The organism is Alteripontixanthobacter muriae, from assembly GCF_013336795.1.
Taxonomy (GTDB): Bacteria; Pseudomonadota; Alphaproteobacteria; order Sphingomonadales; family Sphingomonadaceae; genus Pseudopontixanthobacter; species Pseudopontixanthobacter muriae.
This window is the reverse complement of record NZ_JAAFZT010000035.1, coordinates 146379-169274: the sequence shown is the minus strand read 5'-3', so window position 1 is coordinate 169274 and position 22896 is coordinate 146379. Positions and strand designations below refer to the sequence as shown.

At 63.0% G+C, this 22896-nt stretch carries 28 protein-coding genes; 11 read left to right on the top strand and 17 right to left on the bottom strand.

The window, feature by feature from the left end; genetic code table 11:
- Positions 1-89 precede the first annotated feature (89 nt).
- Both rplM and rpsI read left to right on the top strand, forming a co-directional pair.
- On the top strand, positions 90-569 hold the full coding sequence (gene rplM / locus G7A66_RS10775; RefSeq protein WP_174295667.1) for a 50S ribosomal protein L13: 480 nt from the start codon (positions 90-92) through the stop codon (positions 567-569).
- Positions 569-1219: a 30S ribosomal protein S9 gene (gene rpsI / locus G7A66_RS14255; protein ID WP_232366810.1), complete on the top strand. Its 651-nt coding sequence runs from the start codon at positions 569-571 to the stop codon at positions 1217-1219. Before rplM ends, rpsI begins: the two co-directional genes overlap by 1 nt.
- Before the next feature lie 79 nt (positions 1220-1298).
- Here rpsI and G7A66_RS10765 read toward each other — a convergent pair whose 3' ends face one another.
- The 6 genes from G7A66_RS10765 to G7A66_RS10740 all read right to left on the bottom strand — a co-directional run bounded on the left by G7A66_RS10765 (position 1299) and on the right by G7A66_RS10740 (position 7075).
- Complete coding sequence (locus tag G7A66_RS10765) at positions 1299-2156, bottom strand: metallophosphoesterase family protein (protein WP_174295666.1); 858 nt, start codon at positions 2154-2156, stop codon at positions 1299-1301.
- Positions 2149-3015, bottom strand: a complete 867-nt coding sequence (locus G7A66_RS10760; RefSeq protein WP_174295665.1) for a diacylglycerol kinase family protein — start codon at positions 3013-3015, stop codon at positions 2149-2151. Before G7A66_RS10760 ends, G7A66_RS10765 begins: the two co-directional genes overlap by 8 nt.
- A gap of 64 nt (positions 3016-3079) precedes the next feature.
- A complete protein-coding gene (locus tag G7A66_RS10755; RefSeq protein WP_174295664.1) occupies positions 3080-3346 on the bottom strand; it encodes a hypothetical protein in 267 nt (88 codons plus the stop codon).
- A 48-nt stretch (positions 3347-3394) separates the two neighbouring features.
- A complete protein-coding gene (locus G7A66_RS10750) occupies positions 3395-4183 on the bottom strand; it encodes a LytR/AlgR family response regulator transcription factor (RefSeq protein WP_174295663.1) in 789 nt (262 codons plus the stop codon).
- Positions 4167-5474 carry a sensor histidine kinase gene (locus G7A66_RS10745; protein ID WP_174295662.1) on the bottom strand — a complete coding sequence of 436 codons (1308 nt, stop codon included), beginning with the start codon at positions 5472-5474 and terminating at the stop codon, positions 4167-4169. Before G7A66_RS10745 ends, G7A66_RS10750 begins: the two co-directional genes overlap by 17 nt.
- A 77-nt stretch (positions 5475-5551) precedes the next feature.
- Positions 5552-7075, bottom strand: a complete 1524-nt coding sequence (locus G7A66_RS10740; protein ID WP_174296005.1) for a fumarate hydratase — start codon at positions 7073-7075, stop codon at positions 5552-5554.
- Between the two features lie 146 nt (positions 7076-7221).
- On the opposite strand from G7A66_RS10740, the gene G7A66_RS10735 reads away from it, so the two are divergent.
- Genes G7A66_RS10735 through G7A66_RS10715 form a run of 5 tightly spaced genes read left to right on the top strand, consistent with a single transcriptional unit; the run spans position 7222 to position 12649 of the window.
- Entirely contained in the window at positions 7222-7815 is a 594-nt protein-coding gene (locus G7A66_RS10735; protein WP_232366809.1) for a protein-L-isoaspartate O-methyltransferase family protein, read from the top strand.
- 34 nt (positions 7816-7849) lie between these two features.
- Complete coding sequence (locus G7A66_RS10730; RefSeq protein WP_408609259.1) at positions 7850-9370, top strand: TolC family outer membrane protein; 1521 nt, start codon at positions 7850-7852, stop codon at positions 9368-9370.
- A 39-nt stretch (positions 9371-9409) separates the two neighbouring features.
- Positions 9410-9949 (top strand): DUF2497 domain-containing protein, encoded by a 540-nt coding sequence (locus G7A66_RS10725; protein WP_174295661.1) that lies wholly within the window; start codon positions 9410-9412, stop codon positions 9947-9949.
- A 55-nt stretch (positions 9950-10004) separates the two neighbouring features.
- Positions 10005-12200: a dipeptidyl-peptidase 5 gene (locus tag G7A66_RS10720; protein WP_408609258.1), complete on the top strand. Its 2196-nt coding sequence runs from the start codon at positions 10005-10007 to the stop codon at positions 12198-12200.
- The gene (locus G7A66_RS10715) at positions 12197-12649 is read left to right on the top strand and encodes a (2Fe-2S) ferredoxin domain-containing protein (protein WP_332310538.1); all 453 of its coding nucleotides are present in this window, start codon (positions 12197-12199) and stop codon (positions 12647-12649) included. The genes G7A66_RS10720 and G7A66_RS10715 overlap by 4 nt, the downstream gene beginning before the upstream one ends.
- A gap of 3 nt (positions 12650-12652) precedes the next feature.
- Here G7A66_RS10715 and G7A66_RS10710 read toward each other — a convergent pair whose 3' ends face one another.
- Entirely contained in the window at positions 12653-12955 is a 303-nt protein-coding gene (locus tag G7A66_RS10710; RefSeq protein ID WP_174295660.1) for a hypothetical protein, read from the bottom strand.
- Between the two features lie 134 nt (positions 12956-13089).
- Here G7A66_RS10710 and G7A66_RS10705 point away from each other — a divergent pair, with 134 nt between their 5' ends.
- From G7A66_RS10705 to xth, 3 genes are all read left to right on the top strand, one after another.
- The gene (locus G7A66_RS10705) at positions 13090-13521 is read left to right on the top strand and encodes a CBS domain-containing protein (RefSeq protein WP_174295659.1); all 432 of its coding nucleotides are present in this window, start codon (positions 13090-13092) and stop codon (positions 13519-13521) included.
- A gap of 39 nt (positions 13522-13560) precedes the next feature.
- Positions 13561-13890, top strand: coding sequence for an iron-sulfur cluster insertion protein ErpA (gene erpA, locus G7A66_RS10700; protein WP_174295658.1), 330 nt, complete (start codon positions 13561-13563; stop codon positions 13888-13890).
- Positions 13891-13970: 80 nt separating this feature from the next.
- Entirely contained in the window at positions 13971-14750 is a 780-nt protein-coding gene (gene xth / locus G7A66_RS10695) for an exodeoxyribonuclease III (protein ID WP_174295657.1), read from the top strand.
- 75 nt (positions 14751-14825) lie between these two features.
- Here xth and G7A66_RS10690 read toward each other — a convergent pair whose 3' ends face one another.
- The 10 genes from G7A66_RS10690 to G7A66_RS10645 form a co-directional block, all read right to left on the bottom strand.
- Positions 14826-15530, bottom strand: a complete 705-nt coding sequence (locus tag G7A66_RS10690) for a cell wall hydrolase (RefSeq protein WP_174295656.1) — start codon at positions 15528-15530, stop codon at positions 14826-14828.
- 193 nt (positions 15531-15723) lie between these two features.
- Positions 15724-16059, bottom strand: coding sequence for a DUF1491 family protein (locus G7A66_RS10685; protein ID WP_174295655.1), 336 nt, complete (start codon positions 16057-16059; stop codon positions 15724-15726).
- A 10-nt stretch (positions 16060-16069) separates the two neighbouring features.
- Entirely contained in the window at positions 16070-16531 is a 462-nt protein-coding gene (locus tag G7A66_RS10680; protein ID WP_174295654.1) for a PaaI family thioesterase, read from the bottom strand.
- The gene (locus G7A66_RS10675) at positions 16521-16982 is read right to left on the bottom strand and encodes a PTS sugar transporter subunit IIA (protein ID WP_174295653.1); all 462 of its coding nucleotides are present in this window, start codon (positions 16980-16982) and stop codon (positions 16521-16523) included. Before G7A66_RS10675 ends, G7A66_RS10680 begins: the two co-directional genes overlap by 11 nt.
- Positions 16983-17107: 125 nt before the next feature.
- The gene (gene hpf / locus G7A66_RS10670; RefSeq protein ID WP_174295652.1) at positions 17108-17707 is read right to left on the bottom strand and encodes a ribosome hibernation-promoting factor, HPF/YfiA family; all 600 of its coding nucleotides are present in this window, start codon (positions 17705-17707) and stop codon (positions 17108-17110) included.
- Positions 17708-17756: 49 nt separating this feature from the next.
- Positions 17757-18467, bottom strand: a complete 711-nt coding sequence (dnaQ, locus tag G7A66_RS10665; protein WP_174295651.1) for a DNA polymerase III subunit epsilon — start codon at positions 18465-18467, stop codon at positions 17757-17759.
- 78 nt (positions 18468-18545) lie between these two features.
- The gene (coaE, locus tag G7A66_RS10660; RefSeq protein ID WP_174295650.1) at positions 18546-19145 is read right to left on the bottom strand and encodes a dephospho-CoA kinase; all 600 of its coding nucleotides are present in this window, start codon (positions 19143-19145) and stop codon (positions 18546-18548) included.
- Complete coding sequence (locus G7A66_RS10655; RefSeq protein ID WP_174295649.1) at positions 19142-19999, bottom strand: shikimate dehydrogenase family protein; 858 nt, start codon at positions 19997-19999, stop codon at positions 19142-19144. The genes coaE and G7A66_RS10655 overlap by 4 nt, the downstream gene beginning before the upstream one ends.
- Positions 19996-20580 (bottom strand): Maf family protein, encoded by a 585-nt coding sequence (locus G7A66_RS10650; RefSeq protein WP_174296000.1) that lies wholly within the window; start codon positions 20578-20580, stop codon positions 19996-19998. Before G7A66_RS10650 ends, G7A66_RS10655 begins: the two co-directional genes overlap by 4 nt.
- Before the next feature lie 19 nt (positions 20581-20599).
- Positions 20600-21451, bottom strand: coding sequence for a pyruvate, water dikinase regulatory protein (locus G7A66_RS10645; RefSeq protein ID WP_269748207.1), 852 nt, complete (start codon positions 21449-21451; stop codon positions 20600-20602).
- A 419-nt stretch (positions 21452-21870) separates the two neighbouring features.
- On the opposite strand from G7A66_RS10645, the gene hemE reads away from it, so the two are divergent.
- On the top strand, positions 21871-22896 hold the full coding sequence (gene hemE / locus G7A66_RS10640; RefSeq protein WP_174295647.1) for a uroporphyrinogen decarboxylase: 1026 nt from the start codon (positions 21871-21873) through the stop codon (positions 22894-22896).

Genomic DNA, 22896 nt, shown 5'->3' with positions numbered 1-22896 from the left:
CGGGTCCAAGCGCACAGATCGCGGCCACTTCGCGAAAGGCCGCTGGCCGAGTCGCAAGCGTAAATTCGCAAATCAGGGAATATTGGCCCATGAAGGCTCTCAGCAAGACCACCCGGTCGATCAAACCGGCAGAGGTCGAAAAGAAATGGCACATCATCGACGCGGAAAACCTCGTCGTCGGCCGCCTGGCCGTGGTGATCGCCAACCATCTGCGCGGCAAGCACAAGCCGAGCTTCACGCCGCATGTCGATTGCGGTGACCATGTCATCGTCATCAATGCCGACAAGGTGCGTTTTACCGGCAACAAGACGACCGACAAGGTCTATTACAAGCACACCGGCTATGTCGGCGGGATCAAGGAAACCACACCGCAGAAGGTGCTGGAAGGCCGTTTTCCCGAACGCGTGCTGGAAAAGGCCGTGACGCGGATGATCCCGCGCGGTCCGCTTGGCCGTGCGCAGCTGAAGGCCCTGCATCTCTATGCCGGGACCGAGCATCCGCATGATGGCCAGCAGCCCGAAACCCTCGATGTTGCCTCGATGAATCGCAAGAACAAGGTGTCCGCATAATGGCCGACGAAAACACCACCACGGACACGCCCGAAACCAAGGGCACCGACAGCGCAGCCGTGACCAACGATGCCGCACAGCCTGCCGTGACGCCGCCGACCACGACGGACACGGACACGCCCGGCACCAAGGGCACGACTGTAACCGATCTGTCCGACCTCAAGAGCATCGCCGGCGACACGCCCGATGCCGATGCGGTCGGCGGCGAGCCCAGCGAACCGCGTGCGCCCACCATGCCGCTGCGAGAGCAGGAACTGGACCAGTATGGCCGCGCCTATGCCACCGGTCGCCGCAAGGATGCGGTCGCCCGCGTCTGGCTGAAGCCCGGCAAGGGCAAGGTCACGATCAACGGCCGCGAGCAGGAAGTGTATTTCGCACGTCCCACGCTGCGCCTCGTCATCAACCAGCCCTTCGCCATTACCGATCGCGAAGACCAGTATGACGTGGTTGCCACCGTTTCGGGCGGCGGTCTGTCCGGTCAGGCCGGCGCTGTGAAGCACGGCATCAGCCAGGCTCTGACGCGTTACGAGCCCGCACTGCGCAGCACGGTCAAGGCCGCTGGCTTCCTCACCCGCGACAGCCGCGTGGTCGAACGTAAGAAGTATGGCCGCGCCAAGGCCCGCAAGAGCTTCCAGTTCTCGAAGCGCTGATCGGCTTTTCGATACACAAACAAAAAGGGGCGGCCTTCGCGGGCCGCCCCTTTTTTCATTTCGGCGATGCACTACCCGATCAGTGAACCGGCGGATCGGTTCGCGGCACCCGTCCGGCAGGCGCGATCGGTTCGCCCGGGCGGCGCGGCGGAGTCGCATCTTCGGGTACATCGAGGATCCGCATGGCGTCGTTTTCGATATTTTCCATATTGCGAACTTCGACACGCAATCCGGCTGAGTCGATGCGCAATTCATTGAAGCTTTGCGGGGTCGATCTGACTCGCTTCGACAAGGTGCCCGCACCGACCATCCGCACCGGTCCGTTGACCGTCTCGTGCACAAGGTCGAAGGCGTCGTGCACATGGCCCGATAGCACGGCCAGCACATCGCGCTTCGCAAGCTCGGTCAGCGCCTTCTGGCCATGCTTGGTAAGAGCAGTGCCCTGAGTCCCGACCTCCACCAGCGGGTGGTGCACCGTCACCAGTGCCTGTTTGCCCTTCGGCAGGGCGTCGATCTGCGCAAGTGCCTTCTTCAAGGCGCTATTCGTCACCCAGCCCTTGGACCAGTTGAAGCGGGGCTGGGCGCGAACAGCTGTTTTCAGCGGGACAACCGCAATGCCGGGCAAATCGAGAGCACGTTCAACCACGGCTTCCATGCCCTCGAATCGCTTGTACGGATTGAAGAAGCGCTCGATCACATTGAAATAGGGCATGTCGTGATTGCCCACCTCGACGGTGACCGGCACATCCAGCGTCGTGATCCATTCGCGCGCGGCGGCAAATTCGCGGTGCCGCGCCCGCATGGTCAGGTCGCCGGTGATCAGCACTGCATCGGGCCGGTGCCGGGCGATTTCGTCCCTCACCCAGTCAAGAGCGACGTTGCTTTCCAGACCGAAATGAATGTCGCTCAGGTGAAACAGCAGGGTAGGTTCAGCCATTGCGCGGTCCAAGCAGATCGACCCTGAGCCGGGCAAGGGAAAAACGTTCGGTCGGCATGCCTGTCGACCGTTCGCCATCGGTCATCAGCGGTAGCGGTTCACCGCGTGTCGATTCGAGCGTCAGGCCAGCGACCGGCTCAAGATCGTCATGCGGTCCGTCCCGGAATTCGCGTTTCAGGATGGCGAAGCCCTGCTGCAGATATTCGCCGATCCCTTCCGCGCCATAGCCTTCCACGCCGATGGCATTGCCGTCGAGCACCAGCCGAACACCGGGATAGCCTTCCTCGCGCCCCAAGACAGGGTCTGTGACCCGCACCCAGGGGCCTGACGCACTTCGTTCCGCAGCATCGATCGATTTGGCAAGAACCTCGCCCAGATTGTGATCGCGCATCTCTTCGCGCACGTCCGCCCAGCGCGCTCCCGGCCCGGCAACCACTTCCGCCAGTGCCGTGTGGTTCCGGCCCCTGATGCAGGCCATCCGCATGGGGGCGAATTCGCCTGCGCCAAGTGAGCGTATAATCGCCAGCGGGTCACATTGCGAATACAGGCGATGGCACAGCAGGTTGGCAGTGCCGCCGGGCAAGGCCAGGATCGCGCCCTTCCATTCCGGCATCCCCTCCTCCGCCTCAAGCCGAGTGATCGCGCCGTTTAGGGTCCCGTCACCGCCGTGGATCACGATATGGGTCACCCCTGCGGCATCGGCCATTGCAGCATCGGGCAGATCGTCGTTTGCGCAGTCCAGAACCCGTTCCGGCGCCATGCCGATCACCGCGAGTTCGTTGCGTATCTTGGCGATCAGCGCATCATCGTGACTGCCGCTCGCCTCGTTCACGATCAGCCAGGTGCGATTGCTCTTCATGGCTGCACAGCGGTTTTAGGGGCGGCAAAGTTCCCGCCCGGTTTCAGACAATTGGCGATCGCGGTCACATGCGCTTCGTCATGATCGACCATGCGGCGAAACCGTTCATGAGCGTGTAGATGCCATATCCCCAGATCGCACCGTTCCAGCCGCCGGCGGCCGCCAGCATGATTCCGACGAGGATGGCGAATTCCACCGCCAGCATGATCTTGCCGCCGCGCGAACGGGCTGCGCTGGACAGTTTACTCAGCGCCGGGTGGCCGCTTTCGATTACCGCCTTGTGCAGCGCGAAGTTCAGGACGCCGAGAATGAAGGGCAGCAGCAATTCCATGCTTTTCCATCCTGCGCCGATCACCGCCAAATTGCAAAACCAATGCGGTCAGCGGCCTGCCATCGCCTTGACGCCGGGCAGATAGGTTCGCCCGATACGAAGGTCTTCGCCATTCTCCAGTTCCACGCTCCACACGCCCAGCCCGTCGTGGCGCAACCCCCGGATCGTGTCGCGGCGCAGGATGGTGGAGCGATGGATACGAATGAATTCCTTCGGGTCCAGCCGCTCCTCCAGCCCGGCGATCGTCTTAAGCAGCAGATAGCTGCTTTCGCCCACATGCAGGCGGACATAGTCGCGTTCGGCGTCGATGCGGGCCACCTGGGCAATATCGATCCGCAGCAATTCACTGCGGTGAGGGACCCACAGTTCCTGCAGCCAGCCCTCGTCGCTTCCATTCTGCGCACTGTCGCGCGGCTCTTCCGACCCCCGGGCTTGCGTCCGCGCAATCGTGCGGGCGACGGCGCGTTCCAGCCGTTCGGCAGAGACGGGCTTCAGCACATAATCGACAGCATCGAGATCGAAGGCCTCGACCGCGAAATGGTCATGAGCCGTGACAAAGACGATGGCAGGTGCAGGCGCATCCGCCCGCTCCCTGGTATTGGCGGCAAGGCGCCGGGCAACCTCCAGCCCGTCCAGATGCGGCATCGTCATGTCGAGCAGGACCAGATCGGGCGCGAGTTCGCCGATTCGCTCCAGCGCCTCTTCGCCATCTGCGGCATCGCCGACGATCTCGATCCCGTCCAGCCTGCCGCAGATTACCCGTAATCTCTCGACCGCCAGCGGCTCGTCATCGACGATCAGGATACGCAGCCGCTGGCCCTCAGTCGTTGCGGCCATGCAGCCCGCTCTCCTCACCTTGCGTCAGCGGCAAGGATATTTTCGTGGCATAGCCACCTCTCTCCAGCGGCCCCGATGTCAGCGAGGCCGCGTCGCCGAAACGGGCCTGCAACCGGTCGCGCACATTGGCAAGACCTATTCCGAAGCCGGAGATACCCTTTTCGTCCCCACCCGCCCCGTCATCGCGGACCTCGATGAACAGCCGGCCATTCTCCTGCCTCGCCGAGACACTGATCGTCACCGGCCGGCGCTGCGGCGCGACAGCGTATTTCACCGAATTTTCCACCAGCGGCTGCAGGATCATTCCCGGAACCCGCGCTTCTTCGAGATCGCGGGGCAGTTCGAATACGGGGCGCAGCCTTTCGGGAAAACGCACCGCCTCGATATCGAGATATTGCTGCTGCAGGTCGAATTCGTCCGCCAGTGCGACATCCATCGTCGGCGAATCGGCGAGCGAATGCCGGTAGAAGCGCGAGACTGCCTGAATCATCTCCTCCGCCCTGTCTGCGCGGCCGGTCATTACCAGCGCCGACAAGGAATTGAGCGTGTTGAACAGGAAATGCGGATTGACCTGGTAGCGCAAAGATCGCAGTTCGGCGGCCTTGGCGGCCCGGCGGAACTCGCCCTCGCGCCGTTCCGCCATGCGCGCCTGCGCGCCCGCCAGCAGCGCGAAATACAGCGCGGCCCATGCCAGCAGCAGGAAGTAGCGGCCCAAGGCCACATCTGTCAGCTGACGCCAATTATCCAGCCCGCCATCGGCAGGAGCGAGGGTGATGGTACGCGCCGGAACATCGCCGTTTCGCAGATCGCCTCTTTCGGGAAGATAGGGGATTTCGGCAAGGAGATTGCCCGTCTGGTCGCGGTAGATGCGCACACCCTGTTCGGCTCCCATCTTTTCAATCATGCGGCCTTCCAGTTCGGCAAAGGCCATCTGGTTCGCCTGGGCGATCAGGACTGCAGCCGGAATCGCCATCACCAATGCGGCAACGATCTTGATCAGAAGCGAGCGCGCGTCGAAGGCGCGCAGAACGATCCACAGCGCCAGGGTAACGACCATGCCGGTCCCGCAGACCAGCGCCCGCGCTGCCAGCAGTTCACCCTGCAGGTCCAGACCGATGATCGCGCCGCGGAGCGTGGTGATCGCGAAATAGCACAGCCACAGGCCCAGGATACTGGCGAGCACATGGCCCAGCGGCACACGCGCCTCATGTTCTGCGCAAGGGCGCTTTCCAACCGCACCAGCATCCGCTGACGAGTTCCCGGTAAAGGAGATATGGCGAGGGGCGTGCATGGTCCCTCACCCTACATCCAGTCCGAAGCTGCGCCAGCCCCCGTCATCGACGCGGCTAGCCTGTTTGTCGAACAGGTTCAGCCTGCCAGCAGACCTTCCCTGGCGATGCGTTCGCGCCAGTACGCCGGGGCGAGCGTGTGAACATTGTTGCCCGCACTGTCGACGGCGACGGTCACCGGCATGTTCTCGACCGTGAATTCGTAGATCGCCTCCATTCCCAGATCCTCGAACGCGATGACTTTTGCATCCTTGATCGCCCGGCTGACCAGATAGGCCGCCCCGCCGGTCGCCATCAGATAGGCCACCTTGAAACGGCTGATCACCTCTACCGCATTGGCACCGCGCTCCGCCTTGCCGATCATGGCGAGCAGACCGAGGTCGAGCATGGTTTCGGTAAACTGGTCCATCCGGGTCGCGGTGGTCGGACCGGCGGGGCCGACGACTTCGCCCATGACCGGATCGACCGGCCCGACGTAATAGATGGCGCGCCCACGGAAATCGACCGGCAGATCCTCGCCCGCCGCCACCATGTCGCGGATCCGCTTATGCGCCGCATCGCGCCCGGTCAGCATCCTGCCCGACAGGAGCAGGCGGTCGCCATTCTGCCAGCCCTGCACTTCTTCGGGCGTGAGACTGTCGAGATCGACCCGCTTGGCCGCCGCATCGGGCTGCCAATTTACATCGGGCCAATTGTCGAGGTCCGGCTTTTCCAGATAGCTCGGCCCCGATCCGTCCAGCGTGAAATGCGCATGGCGGGTCGCGGCGCAGTTCGGGATCATGGCGACGGGCTTCCCCGCAGCATGGCAGGGCCAGTCGAGGATCTTGACATCCAGCACTGTGGACAATCCGCCCAGCCCCTGCGCCCCGATGCCCTGGGCATTCACCGCATCAAAGATCTCGATCCGCAGCTTCTCGATGTCGTTCGACGGGCCGCGCGCCTTCAACTGGGCCATGTTGATCGGCTCCATCAGCGACTTCTTGGCCAGCTTCATGCAATGTTCCGCCGTGCCGCCGATGCCAATGCCGAGCATGCCGGGCGGGCACCAGCCCGCGCCCATGGACGGGATCTGTTCGATCACCCAGTCAACGATATTGTCCGACGGGTTCATCATCTTGAACTTGGACTTGTTCTCGCTGCCGCCGCCCTTGGCCGCCACGTCGATGTCCACGCGATTGCCCGGCACCATGTCGACGCTGAGCACGCAGGGCGTGTTGTCGCGCGTGTTGCGCCGAGTGAAGGCAGGGTCGGCCAGGATCGAGGCGCGCAGCTTGTTCTCGGCGAAATTATAGGCGCGCCGTACGCCTTCATCGACGACTTCCTGCAGGCTGCGGCGCGAATCCAGGCGGCAATCCTGCCCCCAGCGGATGAACACATTGACGATGCCGGTGTCCTGGCAGATCGGGCGGTGTCCTTCGGCGCACATCCGGCTGTTGGTCAGGATCTGCGCGATCGCATCCTTGGCTGCAGGACCCTGTTCGGCCTTGTACGCGTCGCCAAGGGCGCGGATGTAATCCATGGGGTGGTAGTAGGATATGAACTGCAGCGCGTCGGCGACACTGTCGATCAGGTCGCCCTCGCGAATGATGGTGCTGCTGGTCATGCCGTTCATCGAATGCTCGCTCCTGCCGGTCGAAGGAAAGGCCCCATAGTCCGAAGGTGCCGCTAGCGTCAAAGCGCTTGGAAGCCGGGGTCTTCACGCCTATGGATGTTGACCAAGTGTATTGTTGCTATAATACGGTTGATCCTATGACCCAGATGGACTTCGGTGCCGCCCGGCGCGCCATGATCGACAGCCAGTTGCGCACCAGCGGGGTGAACGCACCCTTCGTGCTCGACCGCATGCGTACCGTGCGACGTGAAGATTACGTTCCCGATCACGCCCGCGGCTCTGCCTATATGGACCGTGCCGTTCCGCTCGGCGGCGGGCGCTTCCTCGCTCCTGCCGTGTTTCACGGCGCCATGCTGGAGGAAGCCAGGCCGCGGATCGGCGACCGGACGCTGGTGGTCGACGGCGGCAGTAATTACCTGCCCGCCCTGATCGCCACTCTGGTCGGAACGGTCGACACCATTTCGGCCGACGAGGCTGCCGGTATTGCGGACGAAGGCACCGAAGGCGAATACGATCTGCTGCTGGTGGATGGCGCGGTCGAGAAGCTGCCTTCCGGCCTGATTTCCAGGGTCAAGGACAATGGCCGCATCCTGACCGGCCTCGTCAAGAACAGCGTGACCCGCCTCGCCATCGGCCGCAAAGTCGCGGGCCATGTGGCACTGCTGCCGCTGTCGGAAATGGGCATTCCGCATCTGCCGCAGTTCGACATAGCCAGGGAATGGAGCTTCTAGGAATGCATCGCATCGCATCGGGGGGTGTGCGCACATGATGGTCGATCGTGGATCCCGTCGCGCTTGCAAAACCGCGCCTTTCAGGAAGTTCTGGCGGGTCGCCCTGCTCGGCGCGGCTGCCGCCGTTGCCACGCCCGCATCGGCCGATACGCTGCGCGAGGCGCTGGTGCAGGCCTATCTGACCAATCCGACGCTCGAAGGCGCACGCGCGCAGCAGCGGGTGACAGATGAAAACGTCGCCATCGAAAAAGCCGCAGGCCGCCCCAGTGCCGATGCGACCGGACAATATATCGAATTTCTGAAGCAGAACGCCACCAGCTTCACCGCACCGGCGCGATCCGTTGGCGTCGGCATCGATCTCGGCGTGCCGATCTATACGGGCGGAGCGATCAAGAACAGCATCCTCGCCGCCGAAACTCGTGTCGAGGCGGGTCTGGCCGATCTGCGCGGAACCGAAAGCGCGCTCTTCACGCAGGTCGTTGCAGCTTACATGGACGTGATCCGGGCCGAGGCGCTGGTCGGCCTTGCCGCCAATCAGGTGGATATTCTGGGTGTCAATTTTGAAGCCACCAGTGATCGCTTTGAAATCGGCGACCTCACCCGCACCGATGTGGCCCAGTCGCAGGCTCGGCTTGCCTTGGCGCAGGGCGACCTGCAATCCAGCCGCTCGAATCTGATCGCCGCGCGCGAAATTTACATCCAGTTGGTAGGCGAGGCACCCACCAATCTCCAGCCGCCGCCGCCGCTGCCCAATCTGCCCGACAGCATCGCACAGGCGGTTGAAACTGCGCTGGATAACAATCCCGACCTCATTGCGGCCGAAATCCGGGCGAGGGCGGCAGGTTACGACATCGACGTCGCCGGCGCGAGCCGGCTGCCGCGAGTGTCGCTATTCGCGGGCGGCGATTACACCAACTATCTCGGCACTTTGGGCGATCCGGGTATCGGTGCACCCGTGACAATCCCACAGGTCGCTACTTCCGCGCAGGCCGGTGTCCAGTTCTCGATCCCCATCTACCAGGGCGGGCTGCCCGCTGCACGGGAGCGACAGGCGCAGGCGCTTGCCGGTGCGGCGCTCGAGCAGGTGATACTCGTCGAACGCGATGTCATCGCGCAGGTACGGTCGGCCTTCGCAAGCTGGCAGGCCGCGCTCGCCATCGTCGAATCGGCACAGGTAGCCGTGAGCGCCGCGGATCTCAGCCTTGAGGGCGTGCGCGCGGAAAATACCGTCGGCAACCGGACAATCCTCGATATTCTGGATGCCGAACGTGAGCTGCTCTCCTCGCGGGTGCAACTGGTGACGGCGCGGCGGAACGCCTATGTCGCAGGGTTCAGCCTGCTCGCCGCCATGGGCCTTGCCGAGGCGCGTGATCTGAGCCTCGACGAAGACGGCATCCTTTACGATCCGCTGCTGAATTACGAACGCGCCCGCGACAGCTGGTGGGACTGGGATCGCCAGCCCGATCCGGTCACCCAATCGACGCGGACCGTTGACATACCGGCACCGGACGCGGAAATTCCCGCCGAATCGGAACCGGCCGACGCTATCTACTGACAGGCGCGGTCGACGGGCTGAAATTAGGGATTTGGGCAGATGCAGCACAATGGCGACGCTTCGGTCGAGGAAATTCTCGAATCGATCAAGAAAGTCATCGCCCGCGACAATCGCGCCGGCGCCGCCGACCTTCGCAGCCGGCGCGAACGTGCCGGTGTGACCCGTGCCGAATCGCAAACGGCCGAAGCATCGGACCTGGAACCCGTCGATGCCGAGGAAGCCGAGGAAATCCTCGATCTGGGCGAGGCCGATCTGGCCGATGACAATGCGGAAATGTTCGGGCCGCCTGTGGATGGTCGGGCAGACGGGGCCGATCACGGCGAAAACGACGACCTGGACGAGCCTCTGATCAATGCCGGCGGCAGCGCGTCGATGCGCGACAATTTCGCCGCGCTTGCCATGCTTGCCCAGCCCGGTGCAGCCCCGCAGATCGTGCGCAGCGGCGAAACCTCGCTGGAAGGGCTGACCCGCGAATTGCTGCGGCCGATGCTGGCGCAGTGGCTCGACGACAATCTGCCGCCGATGGTGGAAAAAATGGTCCAGGCCGAGATCGCCCGCATCGCGGGCAAGCGTTCCTGAAGGCAGCCTGCGAAAACCCTTTCCCGATGCGGCGTGCCGTTCTATCCCCTGACACATGAAGATAACGCTCGGGTTCGCTCCCATTGTCCTGGCCGCCTGCGTGGTTGCCGCTCCCGCCTCCGCCCAGCAGAAAGCACCTGCGCCGCAGCAGGACCGGCCGGTCATGACTGCGCAGGATCTCGTCACTCTGCCCCGTCTCGGCGGCGTGGCGCCGTCACCCGATGGGCAGCGCGCGATCTACGGGGTGACGACTACCGATCCGCAAAATTACGAACGCAGTACTTCCTACAAGCTCAAATCGCTCGTCGATCTTTCCGCCGATCCCATCCACGTTTCACTGCCAGAGGGCGCCTCCTCTCCGGCTTTCGGAACAGACGGCTGGCTGTACTTTCTTGCACCAGCCGACCGGCTACAGACAGCAGGGAATAGCGGTGAAACTTCGGCAGTCCAGCAGGTCTGGCGCGGCAGGCTTTCCGCCAGCGGCGTTCTGTCGGAACTGGCGCTCGTAACGGATGCTGCAGGTGATGTCGGGGGTTTCATACTCTCGCCCGACGCTTCGCGCATCGCCCTGCTGGGCGACTTTGCCCGCGAATGTACAACCTTCGCCTGTGACGCACCGGGCGCCACCCATCTGCCCGGCCCCGGCACCGGACGCCTCTACGACAGCAATGTCGGCTTTGTCCGGCATTGGGACCAGTGGGAGACTCCCGGCATATATGGGCGGGTCTTCACCTATGATCTGGTGAACGGACGGACAGCCGGCAACGGTATCGCTGCGGACGGTCCGGCGCAGTCTGCAGCCGGTGCTGCCGTTCTGATTGGCGATACGCCGACGAAGCCCTTCGGCGGAACGGAAGAGGTCGCCTTTGCCGCAGACGGGTCTGGCCTGTTCTTCGCCGCCCGCCAGGCCGATGCGATGGAGCCGCGCAGTACCAATGTGGACATTTATTATTCCGACCTGTCGGGCGGCGCACCGGTCAATCTGACGGCGCAGAACGAAGCCACCGATACGCTGCCCGCTCCCAGCCCCGACGGCAAATGGCTGGCCTATGCCGCCATGGCGCGTCCCGGTTACGAGGCCGACCGCCTTGTCATCCAGTTGCGCGATCTGCAAACCGGACAGACTCGTGCGCTTACCGGAGAATTCGACCGCAGCTTCGGATCGCTCGCCTGGACACCCGATTCGCGCTGGATCATCGCCACGGCGCAGGACACGCTCGACACGCCCGCCTTCCGCATCGATCCGCAAAGCGGGGCAGTCGAACCGCTCGATCTCATGGCCGGGAACGAGGCGCATATCGGCAGCGTCATGCCGCTTCTGGGCGAACGCTTGCTGTTCACCCGCGATTCGGTCGGCGCACCGGCGGAACTGTTCCTGTCCGAACGCTGGGGTCAAGCCGAACCCGTCACCGATGTCGCGACCAGCATTGTCGGCCAGCAGGCTTCGGTCAGCACGCGGCGGTTCAATTTCCCCGGCGCGAATGGCGACACGGTCTGGGGCCAGATCCACAAGCCTGAACGGGTTTCGGGCGGTACGGCGAGCCTCCCCGTCATCCTTTATGTTCATGGCGGCCCGCAGGGGTCGTTCAACGATGCCTGGTCGACTCGCTGGAACCCGCGCGTGCTGGCGAGCCAGGGTTATGCGGTGGTCTCCATCGATTTCCACGGTTCGACCGGGTACGGACAGGCCTTCACCGACAGCATCAATCGGGACTGGGGCGGTAAGCCTCTCGAGGATCTCCAGCTCGGGCTGGCGGCGGCGCTTGCGCTCGACCCTCAGATCGACGGATCGCGCGCCTGCGCCATGGGGGCATCCTACGGCGGATACATGATGAACTGGATCCAGGGCCAATGGCCCGAACGGTTCGACTGCCTGGTGCAGCATGACGGCGTTTTCGACCAGCGGGCCATGTATTACGAAACCGAGGAACTGTGGTTCATCGAATGGGAGCATGGCGGCGACGCCGGCCCGCGCGCCTATTACGAAGACCCTGAGATCTACGAACGCTGGAACCCTGCCAATTACGTGCAGAACTGGCAGACGCCGATGCTGGTCATCACCGGTGAACAGGATTTCCGCATTCCCTACACGCAGGGTCTGGCCGCCTTCACCGCACTGCAACGGCGCGGTATCGAAGGCGAATTGCTCGTCTTCCCCGATGAGAATCACTGGGTGCTGAAGCCGAAGAACTCGCTGCAATGGCACAATACGGTCTTTGCCTGGGTGGACCGCTGGTTGAAGCCGGAGTGAGCGCCACCGTTTCCACACCCGCAAGCGATCCGCGCTTCTCGGGCAAGGAGATTGCCAAGGCGGAACGCTGCCTGACGAAGCTGGGCGGCAACGACATACGCCGCCACATCTTCCTCTGCGCGCTACCGACCAAGCAGAAGTGCTGCAGCCGGGAAGAAGGCGAGCGGGCCTGGAAGTTCCTCAAGAAGCGGCTGAAGCAACTCGGCCTCGTCGGTCCGGTTCGCGAAGGCGAAGGCGGGGCGATCGGCGGCGTTCAGCGGACGAAGGCCGATTGCCTGCAGATCTGCAAGGCGGGGCCCATCGCCGTCGTGTGGCCTGACAATGTCTGGTATCACCATTGCGACGAGGCGGCTTTGGAACAGATCATTCAGCAGCATCTCATCGGCGGCCAGCCGGTCGAGGAATTTCGCCTCCATCCACAATCCGCGACGGATGCAGCTGACGGCTGATTTCTACCGGTCTTTCCAGCCGTCGCTGTCGTTGATGCGATCGTCGACGGTTTCGTCATGACCGGTTCCGCTCGACAGGAATACGAGGCCCATCAGCGCTGACATCAGCAGCATGGCCAAGCCGATGCCGAGCCCGGTTGCGATGTAGAAGTGGACCGAAACCATCCCATTATAGGCATACAGAATGCCGAGCGACACGATTACGGTGGTCAGCGTCACCGCCACCATGAACCGCATCAGGCGCTTGAAACGCGCCCAGGCGAAACGGGCGTTCTTGGAATCTTCCAGAGGGCTGTTGCGGTTCACTGCGCTTTGATGGACCCCTGCCCCGCCCGATGCAAGCTTTCCGGCGAGGTCTGCTTACGCAACGCCCTTCAATTTGGCGTTTCCGGCAGGACATGTCATTCTGCTTTCACTCGAGGATGCAGGAGACCGGGAAAATGGAAGTCGCCAAATTGCTCAAGGGCCGTGATCCGGCCGACATCATTCGCTGCGATGTCGGTTCGACGGTGCGCGATGTCGTTGCCTTGCTCGCGGGCAAGCGGATCGGCGCGGTGCCGGTGATGGAAAGAGGCACCGTTGCCGGTATCTTTTCCGAACGCGACGTCCTCTACCGCCTGGCGGATGAAGGGGCGCTCTGCCTCGACCGCAAGGTGGGCGAGGTGATGACCTCGCCGCCGATCACGGTCGAACCGTCGACGGATACCGACGAGGCCATGGCGCTGATGACCCGCCGGCGCATTCGCCATTTGCCGGTTTGCGACAAGGGCGAAATGTGCGGCTTCGTGTCGATCGGTGATCTGGTCAAGTCGCGCATGGATGCGATCGAGGCGGAGGCGCAGAACCTGCGCACCTACATCCAGACAGCCTGACCGCTTGAGGACCCCGGCAGTGCTCCCTATATCGGCATCATGGCCGACCCCTTGACCCTGTCCCCCGCCGCCGCGCAGCGTGTGGCCCTGATCGCCGAAAAGCAGGCGAAACCGGCGATCTTGCGCCTGTCGGTGGAAGGCGGCGGCTGTTCTGGATTCCAGTACAAATTTGCCTTGGCCGACGGTGCCGAAGCCGACGATTCGGTCAGCGAGCGGGACGGCGTGCGGCTGGTGGTCGATCCTGTCAGTCATGATCTGGTCGCCGGTGCGGTGGTGGATTATGTCGAATCGCTTGGCGGTGCCGCCTTCCGGGTGGAAAATCCGATGGCAGCGGCGGGCTGCGGCTGCGGCTCCAGCTTCGGAATCTGATCGGCGGCTATCCGGTCTGACAATCGGATCGGGCCAATAGCTCTGGTCAAAACCTGCCCCGTTCCATAGGAATCGCGGGCATGAAGATTGCCACTTTCAACATCAATGGCGTCAAGGCACGCCTTCCCCGTCTGCTCGAGTGGCTGGAGGAAACGCGGCCGACTGTCGCCTGCCTGCAGGAGATCAAGAGTCCGGACGAAAACTTTCCGGCGGAGGAGTTCGAGAAGATCGGCTACCACGCCATCTGGCACGGGCAGAAGAGCTTTAACGGCGTGGCGATACTGGCTGACGGGGTGAAACCGGAGGAGACGCAGCGCGGCTTGCCGGGCGATCCCGATGACGACCACTCCCGCTATCTGGAAGCCGATGTGAACGGGGTGCGCATCGCCTGCATCTATCTGCCCAACGGCAATCCGCAGCCCGGCCCCAAATTCGACTACAAGCTGCGCTGGATGGAACGGCTGCAGGCGCGGATGCGGGAATTGTGGGCGCTGGAAGTGCCCTGCGCGGTCGTTGGCGATTACAACGTCGTCCCGCAGGACAAGGACATCTGGTCAACCGCCGCTCTGGCCAGCGACGCCCTGATGCAGCCTGAGTCGCGCGACGCCTATTCCCGCTTGCTTGCGGACGGATGGACGGACGCCATCGACACGCTGAACCCGCGGGGCGGCATCTGGACCTTCTGGGATTACCAGGCCGGGGCATGGCAGCGCGATCATGGCTTTCGCATCGATCATCTGCTGCTGTCGCCCGAACTGGCGGATCGCCTGGTGGCCGCCGGTGTCGACAAGGCGCATCGCGGGCGAGAGAAGGCGAGCGACCACGCGCCGGTGTGGGTCACCCTGGCCGAACCGGACTGAATTCCTGGGCGTTCATGAAAGAGGGGCCAGTCCGCAGCGGACCAGCCCCTTTTCTCAAGGTCCAGGTTTTCGCATTCAGCGATAGAAGATGTGCGTATCGATCGTGGCGCGCGCGATCTTGCTGCGGCTCCAGCTCGGCTTCACATATTTCGCGTGGAAATACAGCGAATCGTCGGCCGGACTTTCCCAGGTGCCTTCATGTGCGATCTTCGCGATGGCTTTCGCCTTGGTCCAGGCGGCCGATGAGCGCTTGATGCTGGGCATCTTACCGCCTTTAACGAAAGAGAATTGCGACCGCTGATAAACGACGCCGCAATAGCTGGACGGAAATGCACGGTCTTCCGAACGATTGATGATGACCTGCGCCACGGCAAGCTGGCCGTCGAGCGGTTCGCCCCGGGCTTCGAAATAAACGGCGCCGGCGAGGCATTCCATCTCGGGCGACAATTCGCTCTGGCGCGGCATTTCGCCCACCAGTTCATGCAGCGAAGCAGCATCGATGTTTGCGGATGTGGATTCCGGCTCATCGTCCTGTTCCGTAGTTTCAGAAACTGGCTGGACGATCTCTTCGGACACGAAGACCGGAGTGGCGACGGGAACGCGTTCGCCTGTCAGTTCGGCCTCGGGAAGCTGAAGCCGCGGGGTTTCCAGCGCATCTTGTGCGACAGCACCGGAACCATTGGCAGCGAAAAACGTAAGGGTTGCAGTGACGGCTATGGCCGCGAAACTTGCAGTAAAATTTTTCTTGCGAGCATTCTTTTTACGCGAGGTATGGCTCATATTTTCCGTTACTTACGGCGGTGAGCGGACTGACGCAGGCGGGAACCGTTTGCTTGGTGCAAATCTGTAACTGGTTCTTCGGGCCTGCCGGCCACTCCCCGTCTGCGCGCTGACCCGGTGACCCCATTGCCACCCGTGCCGCCTACGCCGTAGGAAGTGGCGCCGAAATAGTCTCAATCGAAACCAAGTCAAGTTAACCGGGCGCACCTGCGATGAAGCGTTCCGGGTTCGGGACATCCAGTTCGACTATCCAGCAATCACTGTCCTGCTGCTGTCTGCGGCGCAGATACTCCTCAAATTCCTCTTTTTTATCAGGTATTTGATGTTTAGCGACTTGGTACGAACGACTGCCATCCGGTAATGGCATGCGTTCCCACAACTGGCCGTTTCGCGCCGAATCCATGGTTAAGATCAGGATCGTACCCGCATCTCGTTCGCCCTTGGCTAGAACCGTCGCGAACCCTCCCTCCGCATTAACAGAACGGATCAGACCGGCGATTTCGACATGTGCAGGCAGCCGCGAATCCATGGAATTTCACCTATCTCGAATATCCGGCAAGCCCCGACAGGGCGATTCGCGACCGCATGAAGGTGCCCGTGCCGCGGCCAATCTCGTCACCCTCTTCGTCCGTCAGCCGCGACTCGGCCACCAGTACTCGCTTGCGCCCGCTTATCCAGCGCCCCTCGGCCACGACCTTGCCGCCGCGCACCGGCTTGGTGAAATGCAGGTTGAAGCTGGTGGTGAGTAGAAAGCGGTCCGTCACCAACGTGTTGGCGGCATAGAAGGCGGCATCGTCGAGCATCTTGAAATAGATGGTGCCGTGCGCGGCGCCTGCCGCGTGGTACACATCTTCCGATACCGTGAAGACGAGGCGGGACAGCCCCTCGCCCGCGATATGTAGTTCCGACGGGAACATCGAATTGACCGGCGCTGCATTGTAAAGCCGCTCCAGCGCACGGTAATGCGACGAAGCGCCATCACGGGTCTGTTCAGGCAGCATCGCGATCGGTCGCATTGGCGATGAGGGCGTAGAGAGCTTCTGCATTGGGCGCCTCTGTCATGGCGCGGTGTGTCGCATCGCTGCGAACCATGCGCGAAATCGCGGCAAGGGCATGAAGATGCGAAACACCGGAATTGTGCGGCGAGAGCAGACCGAACACCAGATCGACCGGCAATCCGTCAGCTGCTGCGAAGTCGACCGGCTGTTCCAGGCGCAACAGCGCCGCGATTGGCCGCTTGACTGCGCCAGACCGTGCATGGGGGATGGCGACGCCCCGCCCAAAGCCCGTGCTGCCGAGCGCTTCACGCTCAAGCAGGTCGCGCAGGATCTCTGCCTCGTCGAGATCATAAGCGCGTGAAAACCGCTGCGCCAGCAATTCGAGTACGGCGTCCTTTGCAGTCGCAGTCACGGTTTCCACCGCTTCGGGCACAAGTCTGAATATTGCGGTCATTGTCTCGCTACGGGCGCTATCGGGCGTGATGCGGATGCGCGCCCGCAAGGCTATCGCATCCGCCGAAGAGGTTTGCAGCCAGAGCTGCATCTGCGGTGTTCGTTACCCCTGTTCAGGGGTCGCTGTCACTGCGGTTCGACCCAGCCGATCGAACCATCGTCACGCCGATAGACCATATTGTGCCGCCCGCTACCCGCGTTCTTGAACAGCAGCGCGCTGGTGTCCCGCAAATCGAGCATCATCACGGCGTCGGCAACGCTGGTTTCGGGTATGTCGACGCGTGTTTCGGCTACGATCAGCGGGGCGTCGCCCTCGGCGTCATAGCTTCCCTCATCGCTGCTGTCGGCATCGTCATCATGCGTATCGGGCAAGGGGGCGAAGACCGTGTAGGCGGCTTCTTCCATCTGCAGTGCGTGGTCCGCCTGTTCATGGCGATCTTTCAACCGCCGCTTGTAACGGCGTAATTGCTTGTCCATCTTGCCCGCGGCCTGTTCGAACGCCTGATGTGCATCATGCGCCTCGCCGCGGCTCTTCACGGTAAGGCCCTGCCGCACATGGGTGACGATATCGCAGGTGAAGGCCCCTTGTGGCCCCTTGCCGAAGGTAGTGTGCGAGGAAAGCCCGCCGTTGAAATATTTGTCGACCATCGCGTTCAGCCGGTCCGAGGCGTGATCCTGCAGTGCAGCGCCGGTTTCCATCTGATGACCCGAAACGCGAATATCCATGATTTATGCTCCTTCGGTGCGATGCGACCCGTCGATTTTGCCTGATTATTCAGGCACCCCAAAGGGGTGAGTCCATCTTACTTATAAACTCCCTGTGGCGCGCAAGTTCCGCCGCACTGGCCATATGCGGGCGCGGTTCGCGGCGGGGACGGGCGATTTCGCGGGAAAGCGGCGCCAGCGCGATACTGCCTGCCACCCCAGACGGGTGCGACATGGCCGTATTCGCAGCCGCGAGTTCCAGCCCGATCTGCCGCCCGCCGGTCAATTCCACATAGACCTGTGCCAGCAATTCGGCGTCGAGCAGCGCGCCGTGCTTGACGCGGTGACTGCGATCGATGCCGTAACGCGAACACAGCGCATCGAGCGAAAGCTTGGCTCCGGGATGCCGTTTCTTCGCAATTGCCACCGTGTCGATCATGCGCGTGAGGCAGATCGCCGGCTGGCTGCACAGGCCCAGTTCCGCGTTGAGGAAGCCGAAATCGAATGCGGCATTGTGCGCCACCAGCGGCGAATCGCCGATGAATTCGATCAGTTCCGCCGCCTTGTCGCGGAAGAACGGTTTGTCCGACAGGAACACCGCCGAAAGGCCGTGAACCGCCTCGGCCCCGGCAGGCATATCGCGTTCGGGATTGTAATAGCAGTGATAGGTCGCGCCGGTCGTGACCCGGTTCACCATTTCGATGCAGCCGATTTCCACCATCCGGTCGCCGCTTTTCGGGTCGAGGCCGGTAGTTTCCGTATCGAATATGATCTCGCGCATGGTCTCTTGTATCGCCAAGCTGCGCCCTCTTGGCAAGGGGAGGGCGGCAGCGATCATCTGCGGCGATGACCGGGAAGGTCAGGCCTGGCAGCCGGCCAGTTCCGCGATCAGTCGGCGAACGGATTCTTCTGTCTCGGCAAGGCTGGTGCCCGTGTCGATGATGTGATCGGCCCGCTCCCGCTTCTCTGCATCGGGCATCTGCAGTGCCAGGATCTGCGAGAATTTCTGCGGCGTCATGCCAGCACGGGCGAGCACGCGGGCGCGCTGCACCTCGGGCGGCGCGGACACCACGATGATGCGGTCCACACGGTCTGCTCCGCCTTTCTCGAACAGCAGCGGAATGTCGAACAGCACCATGGGCGCGCCGGCATGTTCAAGGAGGAAGGCCTGCCGTTCGGCGGCGACGGCGGGGTGGATGATGCCCTCCAGACGCGCAAGCGCGGCGCCAACTCCGAAGACCTGCTCGCCCAGATGCTCCCTGCGCACGCCGCTCTCATCGGTGCTGCCGGGGAAAGCGGCCTCGATCTGCGGGATCAGCTTGCCGCCCGGGCCCTGCATGGCGCGCACGGCAGCATCGGCGTCGAAGACCGGCACGCCTTCGCCAGCGAACATCGCGGCGACTGTCGATTTGCCCATGCCGATGGAGCCGGTGAGCCCGAGAATGCAGGGCTTGCTCATGCGGTCAGCATCCGGCGCAGATCGGCATCCCCGCTACGGTCCGGCGCCTGTCCGAAGAACAGGGCAAAAGCCGCAGCCGCCTGCCCGATCAGCATGGCCAAGCCGTCCACAGTTCGAAATCCGGCCGCGGCACCTTGTTTCAGGAGCGGCGTGAGCGGAGGGCTGGTGACGATGTCGTAGATTATGCTCCCCGGCGGAGCATGGCTCAGATCGAATTCGAGCGGCGGCTGGCCGGTCATGCCGAGCGGGCTGGCATTGACAACAAGATCGAGAAGCTGGCTGCGATTGTCGAAAGCGAAGTCGGTGCTCGTGGCAAAATGCGACATGCACACCGCGTGGTGCTCACCGCCTTGCGGCAGTTCGTCCAGAATGGCCTGCGCCTTCGCAGGATTGCGGCCCGCGAGTACCAGGGTGAAGTTCCGGTCTGCCAAGGCATTGACGATGGCCCGTGCAGCGCCGCCCGTTCCCAATATCCGCGCCATCCGGAAGAGATGCGGCTGGCGCAGGTCGGCGGCAATCGGTTCTAGAAATCCGGCGGCATCGGTATTGTAGCCTGCAAGGGTGCCATCGGCTTCGCGGATGATCGTGTTCACCGCACCGATCCTCTCGGCCACGGGATCCAGTCGATCGCACAGCGGCAGGACCGCTTCCTTGAGAGGCATGGTGACGTTGCAGCCCCGCCAATCCGTATCGCCCCGGCGGCTGGCCACGTAATCCGGTAGCTCCTCCCGCGTGACTTCCGTTGCAGAATATCCGGCGTCGATGCTGGCGCGGTTCAGCCAGAAATTGTGGGTAGCCGGCGAACGGGACTGGCGAACAGGGCTGCCAATCACTTCGGCAAAAGGACGGCTCATGAGGGCAACGTCCCCAAGTCGCGCAAGGCGGCGAGCACGGGCACCAGCGGCATGCCAAGCACGGTGAACATGTCACCTTCCATGCCGGCGAACAGTTGCACACCCTGTCCCTCTATACGGAAGGCCCCGGCGCAGTGGGTGATCGCCGGCCATTCCATGTCGAGATAATGTGCGATGAAATCTTCCGACAATTCGCGGATTTGCAGTTTCGCCAGCGCAGTGTGTTGCCACAGCGTCTCCTCACCCCGAACCAGGGCAGCAGCACTGTGCAGATGCATGGTCCGGCCCGAAAAGAAACGCAGGTGCTCGGCGGCGGCTTGCCGGCTCCCCGGCTTGTCGAAGCGGCGGCCTGCCACACTGACGAGCGAATCGCTGCCGAGAACCAGCCGGCCGGGCAAGCGATCGGCAACATTGCGAGCTTTCTTTAAGGCGAGTGCGCCAGCCACTTCGGCAGCACTGGCATCGCCGAGCTTTGCTTCCAGCGCGCGTTCATCAACGTCGGCAGGGCAGGGCTCGAACAAGACCCCCGCCGCGCGCAGCATGTCCTGGCGCGAGGCGCTTTTTGAAGCGAGAACCAGCAGGCTCACCGAACCACCTCGCTCATATCGGCTTGGTTCCGGTTTCGCCTTTTCGCGCATTGCGGCTGCGCTCGTTGTATATCTTGATGATGGCTGCGGCAGTTTCCTCGATCGATCGGCGGCTGACATCGATGACCGGCCAGCCATTGTCGGCGAACATGCGGCGGGCATAGCGCAATTCCTCCGTCACCCGGTCGTTGTCGACATAGGCGGTCTCTGTGCGTTCGTTCAGCGTCAGCAACCGGTTGCGGCGGATCTGCACCAGCCGGTCGGGCGAGGTGGTCAGGCCCACGACCAGCGGCTTGCGCAGGCCATATAGCGCCTGCGGAGGCGGGCTTTCCGGCACTATGGGGATGTTGGCAACGCGGTAGCCGCGGTTGGCGAGATAGATGCTGGTCGGGGTCTTCGACGTGCGCGACACGCCGGCCAGCACCATCTCGGCTTCCTCCCATTCCTCCCAGGCGATGCCGTCATCATGGGCGATAGTGAACTGGATCGCCTCCACCCGTTCGAAATAGGCTTCGTCCATCAGGTGCTGGCGCCCCGGCCGACCATGCGCCTCCTGCCCCAGCTGCACCTCCAGTGCCTCGGTCACGCGGTCGAGAACAGGCACGGCGGGAAGGCCGAGGCGGCGGCAATGCGCCTCCAGCGCCTCCCGCGTCTGGGTGTTCACCAGGGTAAACAGGACGAGCCCCGGGCTGGCGGCAAGATCGCTGACGATCCGGTCGAGATGCTGGTGCGAACGCACCATCGGCCAGAAATGGCGAATGACATCGGCATCCTCGAACTGGGCGAGGGCGGCCTTGGCGATCATTTCCAGCGTCTCGCCGGTGGAATCGGAAAGGAGGTGAAGATGCGTCTTCTTTGCGGGCAGATCGCCGGGTTCCGCTTCGCTGGACTCCGGCTCATCGCCGTTGGAAAGGGAATCCTGCTGCAAGCCTTTTGCCTCCGCTATCCTGCAGATGTGGGCACTCGGAGGATCTCTCCCGCCCCTGTGGACAGGTGCCGGTATAAACCACGGGACAGGCCCGTGGACAAGCGGAAGGGCTGATTTCATGCCCGCTACCAGCCTGCTAGCGGCCGATTTGTGGACAGGCCTGCCAGCTTGCCAACAGCCTGTGGACAGCGTGGACAGATGCCGTTTGACTCACGGCATGACAGGAGTCGCCAGGCGGCACCCCCCTGTTCAGCCGGGGAGAATTCGGGCAGAGCCGCTTCGTCCCCGTTTTCCACAGGGCCAACAGACTCCATCAATCCTTTTAAGAATCTTTATTATTTTGGATAGGAACCGAGATGCCCGGTCTTCTTCTCGACACCCTGCGCGGAAATCGCGCGGATCGCGTGCCGCTCTGGCTCATGCGGCAAGCAGGTCGGTATCTGCCGGAATACAGGGCCTTGCGCGCCGACAAGGGCGGCTTCCTCGACCTCTGCTACGATGCCGAGGCTGCGGCCGAAGTGACCGTGCAACCGATCCGGCGTTTCGGCTTCGATGGGGCGATCCTGTTTTCCGATATTCTGATCGTGCCGCATGCCATGGGTCAGAAGCTGGAATTCCTCGCCGGAGAAGGACCGCGCCTCTCGCCTACCCTGCTGGAAAGCACCCTGGATGCGCTTGAAGGAGTGCCTGAGCGCCTCGACGCGATCTATGCCACCGTGGCCCGGGTTCGCAGTCTGCTCGCACCTCAGACCGCGTTGCTGGGCTTTGCCGGAAGCCCCTGGACGGTCGCGACCTACATGATTTCAGGCGAGGGCAGCCGCGACCAGCACGATGCCCGGGCGCTGGCCTATCGCGATCCCGCGAGAATGCAGGCGATCCTCGATGCCGTGGGCGATCTGACCGTGGATTATCTCTCCGGACAGGTGAAGGCAGGCGCGGAAGCGGTGCAATTGTTCGACAGCTGGGCGGGCAGCCTGGCGCCGGACGAATTCGACCGCTGGGTCGTGGCCCCGAATGCGCGCATCGTCGATCGGTTGCGCGCGCTGCATCCGGATTTGCCGATCATCGGCTTCCCGAAAGGCGCGGGTGAGAAATTGCCGCGCTATGCCGAGGCGACCGGGGTCGACGCGCTTGGCGTGGATGAAACCATCGATCCCGATTGGGCAGCCCGCCATCTGCCTGCCGCCATGCCCTTGCAAGGCAATCTCGACCCGCTGCTGCTACTGGCTGGGGGAAGGGCGCTGGAAGACCGCATCGATGTGATCCTGCGCGCTTTCGCCGGGCGTCCGCATGTTTTCAATCTGGGTCATGGTATCGATCGCCGAACCCCGATCACCCATGTCGAGCGGCTGGTGGAGAAAGTGCGCGGCTGGCAGGGGTGA

Bases quoted from the DNA above. Each gene is read 5' to 3' on its own strand.
- rplM (WP_174295667.1), top strand. From the start codon at position 90: ATGAAGGCTCTCAGCAAGACCACCCGGTCGATCAAACCGGCAGAGGTC.
- rpsI (WP_232366810.1), top strand. From the start codon at position 569: ATGGCCGACGAAAACACCACCACGGACACGCCCGAAACCAAGGGCACC.
- G7A66_RS10765 (WP_174295666.1), bottom strand. From the start codon at position 2,156: ATGGCTGAACCTACCCTGCTGTTTCACCTGAGCGACATTCATTTCGGT.
- G7A66_RS10760 (WP_174295665.1), bottom strand. From the start codon at position 3,015: ATGAAGAGCAATCGCACCTGGCTGATCGTGAACGAGGCGAGCGGCAGT.
- G7A66_RS10755 (WP_174295664.1), bottom strand. From the start codon at position 3,346: ATGGAATTGCTGCTGCCCTTCATTCTCGGCGTCCTGAACTTCGCGCTG.
- G7A66_RS10750 (WP_174295663.1), bottom strand. From the start codon at position 4,183: ATGGCCGCAACGACTGAGGGCCAGCGGCTGCGTATCCTGATCGTCGAT.
- G7A66_RS10745 (WP_174295662.1), bottom strand. From the start codon at position 5,474: ATGCACGCCCCTCGCCATATCTCCTTTACCGGGAACTCGTCAGCGGAT.
- G7A66_RS10740 (WP_174296005.1), bottom strand. From the start codon at position 7,075: ATGACCAGCAGCACCATCATTCGCGAGGGCGACCTGATCGACAGTGTC.
- G7A66_RS10735 (WP_232366809.1), top strand. From the start codon at position 7,222: ATGACCCAGATGGACTTCGGTGCCGCCCGGCGCGCCATGATCGACAGC.
- G7A66_RS10730 (WP_408609259.1), top strand. From the start codon at position 7,850: ATGATGGTCGATCGTGGATCCCGTCGCGCTTGCAAAACCGCGCCTTTC.
- G7A66_RS10725 (WP_174295661.1), top strand. From the start codon at position 9,410: ATGCAGCACAATGGCGACGCTTCGGTCGAGGAAATTCTCGAATCGATC.
- G7A66_RS10720 (WP_408609258.1), top strand. From the start codon at position 10,005: ATGAAGATAACGCTCGGGTTCGCTCCCATTGTCCTGGCCGCCTGCGTG.
- G7A66_RS10705 (WP_174295659.1), top strand. From the start codon at position 13,090: ATGGAAGTCGCCAAATTGCTCAAGGGCCGTGATCCGGCCGACATCATT.
- erpA (WP_174295658.1), top strand. From the start codon at position 13,561: ATGGCCGACCCCTTGACCCTGTCCCCCGCCGCCGCGCAGCGTGTGGCC.
- xth (WP_174295657.1), top strand. From the start codon at position 13,971: ATGAAGATTGCCACTTTCAACATCAATGGCGTCAAGGCACGCCTTCCC.
- G7A66_RS10690 (WP_174295656.1), bottom strand. From the start codon at position 15,530: ATGAGCCATACCTCGCGTAAAAAGAATGCTCGCAAGAAAAATTTTACT.
- G7A66_RS10685 (WP_174295655.1), bottom strand. From the start codon at position 16,059: ATGGATTCGCGGCTGCCTGCACATGTCGAAATCGCCGGTCTGATCCGT.
- G7A66_RS10680 (WP_174295654.1), bottom strand. From the start codon at position 16,531: ATGCTGCCTGAACAGACCCGTGATGGCGCTTCGTCGCATTACCGTGCG.
- G7A66_RS10675 (WP_174295653.1), bottom strand. From the start codon at position 16,982: ATGACCGCAATATTCAGACTTGTGCCCGAAGCGGTGGAAACCGTGACT.
- hpf (WP_174295652.1), bottom strand. From the start codon at position 17,707: ATGGATATTCGCGTTTCGGGTCATCAGATGGAAACCGGCGCTGCACTG.
- dnaQ (WP_174295651.1), bottom strand. From the start codon at position 18,467: ATGCGCGAGATCATATTCGATACGGAAACTACCGGCCTCGACCCGAAA.
- coaE (WP_174295650.1), bottom strand. From the start codon at position 19,145: ATGAGCAAGCCCTGCATTCTCGGGCTCACCGGCTCCATCGGCATGGGC.
- G7A66_RS10655 (WP_174295649.1), bottom strand. From the start codon at position 19,999: ATGAGCCGTCCTTTTGCCGAAGTGATTGGCAGCCCTGTTCGCCAGTCC.
- hemE (WP_174295647.1), top strand. From the start codon at position 21,871: ATGCCCGGTCTTCTTCTCGACACCCTGCGCGGAAATCGCGCGGATCGC.